This is a genomic window from Neobacillus fumarioli NBRC 102428 (assembly GCF_001591485.1).
In the GTDB taxonomy this organism is placed as follows: Bacteria; Bacillota; Bacilli; order Bacillales; family Cytobacillaceae; genus Neobacillus; species Neobacillus fumarioli.
In genome coordinates, this window is record NZ_BCUZ01000143.1 from 1 (window position 1) to 6,568 (window position 6,568).

A 6,568-nucleotide genomic window follows, 5' to 3' on the forward strand; every position below is an offset into this window, starting at 1 on the left:
GTCAAGATGTTAGAGGGTGAAATTATGGAATACCAATACCCGATTGATTACAGCTGGTCAACTGAGGAAATTATTGATGTCATTAAATTTTTTGAAGCGGTTGAGAAAGCTTATGAAACGGGAATTGAACGTGATGAACTATTAAGGCATTACCGTCGCTTTAAAGAAATTGTTCCCAGTAAGCATGAGGAAAAGACACTTTGTGGCGAATTTGAAGCCATCAGCGGATATTCCTCTTATCGGACAATGAAAAAAGTAAAAGAAGCATCATCTGGCGATCGGATTGTTATGAATAAATAAGAATAGCTCCCGGAGATAATCCGGGAGCTTTTTTTAAAAGTAAAGAAATTTTGACTTTGAAAATTGACTAGCGCAAGCGCCTAGCCCGTCGTTATGTGCTCCTGCGCCGAAGCTTATTCGAAGAAGCGTATGTTCAGCTCGTCGCATACCTTGCTCCTGCGCCAAAGCTTATTCGAAGAAGCGTATGTTCAGCTCGTCGCATGCCAACAAGGAAGGATTATTGGAGAAGGAGGCAGGCTGACCAAGGCGCTTGTGCTTTTCTTATCCGTGAACAGCTAATTTGTACAATGGAGCTGTTTTTGTAAATGCATACTTGATTTTCTCCAATAATTTATTTGTATCTAATTTGATAGCTTCTTCGCGGCTAATCGAAAGCCCGCATAAGATTTCAGCTTTCTTTATTGTTTGTAATCGTTCAAAATGAGCAAGCAAATCATTTTTACTCATCGTTTCATGTTGAATGCTTTCTGGTTTTGTATGATCCAGTGACCAAACAAAATCTTTTGGGATTTCGTTATAAATTTTGTTTACAGAGTCCGCAAATCTTGCTCCGATTTCAACTTTGTTCGGTGCCTCATAAATTATCGCAAACCAAATGAATAAATGAGTATGCCATAAGCCGATTTGAAAATGAGACAGCATTTTGTATCCTCGGGGATTGCTGGCAAATGCCACCCAAGTATCATTTGGCGCATTTGTCGTTCTTCTAGCATGTTTAGCAACATGAAAAAACATTTCATCACCGGTTATAGCGGTTAATGTTGGTGCAAAAATAGCCCCCAGGCTCTCCAATTTGGGACGAACCACACCTTTGATCGCTTCCATTCTTGGTTCAAGGCCTTCTATTAAAAAGGTATCGAAATCATCTTTTGTAAAACCTTTAAAATCCATTTTTCCATCCCTCTTACACGTTTTTGTTATATATTGTAGCATACCGTATGAAATTGAAAAAACATCCTGCCTTCTAGGTGAAAGCACATATTTGTTCCAATATGACAAGATGGCTCATAAGATAAAGTAAAACAATTATTTGAATAATAAAAAAATGGTGATTGAGAAAATTGGCAAATGATTAGGAAGGGGAGGAGAACGATGAAACAATTAATGAATACTTCACTTAAAAAAGCCCGCGAGAAAGAAAGAACAGCGGTATTAAGATTGGAAATGGATTATGAATTAGCGGTATTATTTGAAGCAATTGAAGAAAAGAATGAGAAAAAAGTAAAAGAGTGCAAACAAAAGCTGGAAAAAATTCGTCTGGAATTAATAAGGCTTAAAGCATTGTAAGGATCATTCAACTTTTTTCAAGGAGTAACAAGTCGGAATGGTGCAGGAAAGATTGTATTATTAAACGAACTCCAAACAGGGAAGGGGGGTTCGTTTATTATTGAGTAGCTATTCACTCCCTTATTGCTAAAAGTTGCCAAACAACATCATTTTGTTTAATCTATAAGTACATTCATTTATTGTGTATGATTAATACTACATACGTTAATTGTCAGGATTTCATTATTTTCAGTGGAGGAAAGCTATGAATTGGGAACTTATTTATTCCCATGCAGTGCAATGGGTGAAAGAAGCAGGAGAAAACATTCGATTATCCTTTGATAAGACATTAAATATTCAAACGAAATCAAATCGGAATGATCTTGTCACGAATATCGATAAAGAGACCGAACAATTTTTTATTGATAAAATTCGGGCTGTCTATCCCGAGCATAAAATTATGGGCGAAGAAGGTTTAGGAGATCAGCTAGAGAACCTTGATGGGATTGTATGGCTAATTGACCCGATTGACGGCACGATGAATTTTGTTCATCAGCAACGAAATTTTGCTATTTCTCTTGGAGTGTATGAAAATGGGGTTGGCAAAATCGGGCTCGTTTATGATGTTGTTCATGATGAATTATATCATGCGATTAAAGGACATGGTGCTTTCTTAAATGACAAAAAAATCCCGGCTTTACATAATAGAGAAGTGAAAGATTCCATAATAGCCTTAAATGCGACATGGGTGATGGAAAACCGAAGCATTGATCATCATTTGCTGATTCCTTTGGCCCGCGATGCAAGGGGGACAAGATCATATGGCAGTGCGGCATTGGAATTGGTATATATCGCTGCCGGAAGAATGGATGCTTATATTTCCTTGAGATTATCTCCTTGGGATGTCGCCGGCGGTGCCGTTATCGTAGAGGAACTCGGAGGAATCGTAACTAATTTAAGAGGGGAGAAGCTTGATTACCTTTCAAAAGATTCACTGTTAGTTGCAAGGCCTGGCCTGCACCAAACGATTCTGCATGATTATTTAAAAGATGGTAAATGGTGAAAAAAGAAGCCCGTTAGGCTTCTTTTTTTACAAGTAAAGCAAGTATAAATTTTGACTTCGAGAATTGTCCAGCGCAAGCGGCCTATTCCCTCGTTATGTGTTCATAAGCCATAGCTTATTCGAAGAAGCTTATGTTCAGCTCGTCACATCCTACTAGGAGGATTATTCGGAGAAGCAGGCAGGCTGACCAAGGCGCCCCGCGCTTTTCTTACAACTGTCCTCGTTCGCGCATTTTCTTTTTCGTTGAAAATCCCAGCCCCATTATGATGATGACGGCAGCAATGCATCCAAGTACTCCTAAGAAGCTTTTTTCAGCAATTGCTACGCCGATCCCGATAATACTTGCTGCAGCCAGAATAGCATATATAAGCATTGGCCATTTTACTCGGTTCATATAAAAAACCCCTTATTTAACATTCATTATGTTACCCTTTTATTTTACATAAAATCCATTTAAGTTTCCACCATTAATATGGTATAATATTTTAGTTGCGAATAAGAAACTATAAATAAGTTATATTTATATATTGAATATAGTCAGGAGTGGAATTTTTTTGAAATTTAGAAATGATATTCGAAACATAGCAATTATTGCCCATGTAGACCACGGAAAAACTACATTGGTCGATCAATTATTACGGCAATCAGGTATATTTCGTTCAAACGAGCATGTAGAAGAACGTGCCATGGATTCAAATGATTTGGAAAGAGAACGCGGGATTACGATCCTGGCAAAGAATACAGCAATTCAATATAAAGATACGAGAATTAATATTTTAGATACACCTGGACATGCTGACTTTGGTGGAGAAGTGGAACGAATCATGAAAATGGTGGATGGTGTTTTGCTTGTCGTTGATGCTTATGAAGGGTGTATGCCGCAAACACGCTTTGTATTGAAAAAAGCATTAGAGCAAAATTTAACACCCATTGTAGTAGTCAATAAAATTGACCGTGATTTTGCCCGTCCTAAGGAAGTCGTCGATGAAGTGATTGATTTATTTATTGAACTTGATGCAAATGAAGATCAATTAGAATTCCCAGTTATCTATGCATCGGCGATTAATGGTACAGCAAGCCTGGATCCCAATAAGCAGGATGACAATATGCAATGCTTATATGAGGCGATTATTGAACATATTCCAGCGCCCGCAGATAACAGTGATGAACCGCTGCAATTTCAGGTTGCCCTGCTTGATTATAATGAATATGTTGGAAGAATTGGAATTGGCCGAGTATTTCGCGGTACAATGAAGGTCGGGCAGCAAGTTGCTTTAATGAAACTTGATGGCTCTGTGAAACAATTCCGTGTGACAAAAATTTTCGGCTTTTTCGGCTTAAAGCGCGAGGAAGTACAAGAAGCAAAAGCCGGAGATTTAGTAGCTGTTTCCGGGATGGAGGATATAAATGTCGGTGAGACAGTTTGTCCAATTGATCATCAGGAAGCACTGCCGGTTTTACGGATTGATGAACCAACATTACAAATGACATTTGCTGTAAATAATAGCCCGTTTGCTGGCCGTGAAGGAAAATATTTAACTGCAAGAAAAATCGAAGAGAGACTTATGGCACAGTTGCAAACCGATGTAAGTTTGCGAGTAGAAAATACTGATTCACCGGATGCCTGGATTGTTTCCGGTCGTGGGGAACTCCATCTTTCTATCTTAATTGAAAATATGCGCCGTGAAGGATACGAACTTCAAGTATCAAAACCGGAAGTAATTGTAAAAGAAATCGATGGCGTCCGCTGTGAGCCGATCGAAAGAGTGCAAATTGATGTACCGGAAGAGCATACAGGGGCGATTATGGAATCCCTTGGTGCCCGCAAAGGTGAACTTTTGGATATGATTAATAATGGCAATGGTCAAGTACGGTTGATTTTTAATGTTCCTGCAAGAGGCTTAATCGGCTATACAACCGAATTTTTAACCCTTACACGAGGATACGGAATTATTAACCATTCTTTTGACAGCTATCAGCCGATGGCTCCGGGACAGGTCGGCGGAAGGCGCCAAGGCGTTCTCGTGTCAATGGAAACTGGAAAAGCTTCCACTTATGGTATAATGCAAGTAGAAGACCGGGGCACTATTTTCGTTGAACCTGGAACGGAAATTTATGAGGGAATGATTGTCGGAGAGCACACCAGGGAAAATGATCTAACGGTGAATATCACAAAGGTTAAGCAGCAGACAAATGTCCGCTCCGCCACAAAAGACCAGACATCAGTGATTAAAAAGCCGCGTATTATGTCGTTAGAGGAGGCGTTGGAGTATTTAAATGAAGATGAATATTGTGAAGTAACGCCGAAATCCATCCGCCTAAGGAAAAAAATTCTTGATAAAAATGAACGTGAACGATTAGCCAAAAAGAAAAAATATGCCGAAATGAGTTAATGAACGTGGGGTGCATGCTGTGGGCGAGTTGAAATCCTTCTCCCCAAGTTTGAGGTTTTTCATTGAGCTTTCTGCCGGGAATTCTCCAATCACAAAAAGCGATATTGAAACAGGGGTTTTATTGCAATATATTTTTATTGTCATACTGTCAATTATTGTGTACAGATTAGGATTTGCCAAAAAATTGCCTCTTTTAAAGAATGTTATTATTTACTTTTGCCTCGTCGTTGGCTGTTTAATTTTATTATTATTTTCTTATGGGCTGCCGATTGCCGAAGGATTATTGGTGGCTGCAGTTGTCTTAGGTATTTATAAGATTCGTTTGCACCAATCGAAAAAGCATAGGACAGAAGCAAAATAGGCGGGGGTTTTCAAATGAAATCTGTGCAGGATGCGTTATATAATTGGCTCACCATTAAGGTTGTCGTTGATGCTCGTCCCGATGACACCGCGGCAAATGAAACACTAAAACACTTTGATGAAATATTGATATCTGAATTTCACGTGAATCAAATAGACATCACGAAAGATGATGAGATGTATAATCTTTCCTATGTTCAAAATGGAGAGAGGAAGAAAGCCCGATTTCCCCGGGAATTAATTGAGATTATGTTAAATCAAATTAACAAAGAGCCGGAAAAATACGTAAATTATCCTTGAAGAATAAAGAAAAACCACAAGTTCTAATGAACTTGTGGTTTTTTTACCATTCATCTTGATCATGTCTTGTTCGGTAAAACCGAAAATTGCCTGTAGCAATTCTTTCGTGTGTTCTTGCAGCGATCCTCTCATTGCATTCTTGGCACATATATGTATGAATCGGACGATTTCGCAGCCGCTTGGCAATAAGTGATTCGTCATCCAAAGTTTCAATTTTATCACAAATAACACATTTTACTCTCATGAAGGCACCTCTTCATTTCATTTATCGAATCTGAATACTTATATTATAGCAGACGAATGGCTTGCAGGTGACCATTGTATTTATTTGATGAAGAAACGGGGATAGTAGTAATATTAAAATAACTGTTTTTTATTTGGAAATAAATCATAAAGGGGACATTAAGATGGTAAATGCAGTTGAACCGAAACTAATTAAGCCTTTATATGATGAACTTCAGAAGGAGAGATTTGTCACGCTGGCTACCATTGACTATGAAACGGGAGGCCCTAATGTCAGTGCAATTTCATGGGTGTTGGCAAAGGATGAAAGTACGATTTATTTTGCAGTAGATAATCGTTCAAGAATTCTGGAGAATATTAAAAATAAGAATTTGGTTGTTATTACACTAATCGCAAATGAATCGACTTACTCCATACAAGGAGAAGCTTATATATTAGAGGAAAGATTGCCGGATGTGCCGCTAAAACTAGCATTGGTAAAGGTGGATATAAAAGAAGTAAGGGATGTTATGTTTTATGGTTCTAAAATCGTAACCGAGGTACAGTATGACAAAACCTATGATAAAAGGGCAGCCGAAAAACTAGATAGACAAGTAATGGAAGCATTAAGAAATTCATAAATGTTCATGAAAAAAAGGGGCTG

At 38.4% G+C, this 6,568-nt stretch carries 10 protein-coding genes; 7 read left to right on the forward strand and 3 right to left on the reverse strand.

Annotation, left to right across the window (positions count from 1 at the left end):
* The first annotated feature begins 24 nt into the window (after window positions 1-24).
* A complete protein-coding gene (locus BFU02S_RS14085) occupies window positions 25-300 on the forward strand; it encodes a UPF0223 family protein (protein WP_066371904.1) in 276 nt (91 codons plus the stop codon).
* A 261-nt stretch (window positions 301-561) separates the two neighbouring features.
* Here BFU02S_RS14085 and BFU02S_RS14090 read toward each other — a convergent pair whose 3' ends face one another.
* Window positions 562-1,191 (reverse strand): YktB family protein, encoded by a 630-nt coding sequence (locus BFU02S_RS14090; RefSeq protein ID WP_066371883.1) that lies wholly within the window; start codon window positions 1,189-1,191, stop codon window positions 562-564.
* Window positions 1,192-1,392: 201 nt separating this feature from the next.
* Between BFU02S_RS14090 and BFU02S_RS14095 the strand changes: the two genes are divergently transcribed.
* Together BFU02S_RS14095 and BFU02S_RS14100 are read left to right on the forward strand one after the other, a co-directional pair.
* Entirely contained in the window at window positions 1,393-1,587 is a 195-nt protein-coding gene (locus BFU02S_RS14095) for a YkzI domain-containing protein (protein WP_066371886.1), read from the forward strand.
* Between the two features lie 244 nt (window positions 1,588-1,831).
* Window positions 1,832-2,629, forward strand: coding sequence for an inositol monophosphatase family protein (locus tag BFU02S_RS14100; RefSeq protein WP_066371889.1), 798 nt, complete (start codon window positions 1,832-1,834; stop codon window positions 2,627-2,629).
* A 208-nt stretch (window positions 2,630-2,837) separates the two neighbouring features.
* Here the strand turns inward: BFU02S_RS14100 and BFU02S_RS14105 are convergent, their stop codons facing one another.
* Window positions 2,838-3,023: a YlaF family protein gene (locus BFU02S_RS14105; protein WP_066371895.1), complete on the reverse strand. Its 186-nt coding sequence runs from the start codon at window positions 3,021-3,023 to the stop codon at window positions 2,838-2,840.
* Window positions 3,024-3,183: 160 nt separating this feature from the next.
* On the opposite strand from BFU02S_RS14105, the gene typA reads away from it, so the two are divergent.
* From typA to BFU02S_RS14120, 3 genes are all read left to right on the forward strand, one after another.
* Entirely contained in the window at window positions 3,184-5,022 is a 1,839-nt protein-coding gene (typA, locus tag BFU02S_RS14110) for a translational GTPase TypA (RefSeq protein ID WP_066371896.1), read from the forward strand.
* 61 nt (window positions 5,023-5,083) lie between these two features.
* Entirely contained in the window at window positions 5,084-5,383 is a 300-nt protein-coding gene (locus BFU02S_RS14115) for a YlaH-like family protein (RefSeq protein WP_235842079.1), read from the forward strand.
* A gap of 14 nt (window positions 5,384-5,397) precedes the next feature.
* The gene (locus BFU02S_RS14120; protein ID WP_066371897.1) at window positions 5,398-5,682 is read left to right on the forward strand and encodes a hypothetical protein; all 285 of its coding nucleotides are present in this window, start codon (window positions 5,398-5,400) and stop codon (window positions 5,680-5,682) included.
* A gap of 43 nt (window positions 5,683-5,725) precedes the next feature.
* On the opposite strand, the gene BFU02S_RS14125 is transcribed toward BFU02S_RS14120, so the two are convergent.
* On the reverse strand, window positions 5,726-5,926 hold the full coding sequence (locus tag BFU02S_RS14125) for a YlaI family protein (protein WP_066371900.1): 201 nt from the start codon (window positions 5,924-5,926) through the stop codon (window positions 5,726-5,728).
* 163 nt (window positions 5,927-6,089) lie between these two features.
* On the opposite strand from BFU02S_RS14125, the gene BFU02S_RS14130 reads away from it, so the two are divergent.
* Window positions 6,090-6,545 (forward strand): pyridoxamine 5'-phosphate oxidase family protein, encoded by a 456-nt coding sequence (locus tag BFU02S_RS14130; protein ID WP_066371902.1) that lies wholly within the window; start codon window positions 6,090-6,092, stop codon window positions 6,543-6,545.
* The last annotated feature ends 23 nt before the right edge of the window (window positions 6,546-6,568 follow it).